The organism is Vibrio sp. 378 (genome assembly GCF_033339435.1).
The window spans coordinates 1-561 of the sequence record NZ_JAWOUO010000963.1 but is presented as its reverse complement, the minus strand read 5'-3'; the positions used below and the strand labels follow the sequence as shown (position 1 = coordinate 561).

The 561-nt window shown below is 47.8% G+C and carries 1 protein-coding gene; it reads right to left on the bottom strand.

Features of this window, described 5'->3' with window-relative positions:
• A partial coding sequence (locus tag R7Q48_RS29830; protein WP_318133998.1) for a response regulator occupies positions 1-561 on the bottom strand: 561 nt, incomplete at both ends.

The following is a 561-nucleotide window of genomic DNA, read 5'->3' as shown; positions in this document are numbered from 1 at the left end:
TGAAGCTTCTTAAGTAGGCTCTTCATGTGTACTTTTACCGTCGATTCAGAAATAAACAAACGATCGGCAATCTGCTTATTACGGAAGCCTCTTGCCACCTCTCGCAGTATTTGCGTTTCGCGATCCGTTAGCGAATCAAAAACATCTTCATGATCAGAGCGTTCACTCAAATACTTGGCAACCTCTTGACTGTATGCCTTGTCACCCTGATGGGCCTGTTTGAGTAGCTCAACAAGCTCATCCGGCTCTGTATCTTTTAACAAGTAGCCATCCGCGCCACTGCGTACAATCGCTTCAATATCCGCAGGGCTGTCTGAAACGGTCAGAATAACAATCCTCGCCTCACAACCATCTGCTCGCAGCGCTTTTAACGTATCCAGCCCAGACATGCCTTTCATGTTGAGGTCTAGCAGCACCAAATCGAGCTCAAGCTCATGCGCTTTTGCGACTGCATCTGCGCCATTGCTTGCTTCTGCAACGACTTCAAACTCTGGCTCAAAGCTCAGGAGTTGATGGATACCACGTCGCATCAGTGGATGATCATCCACCAGCATTACTTTA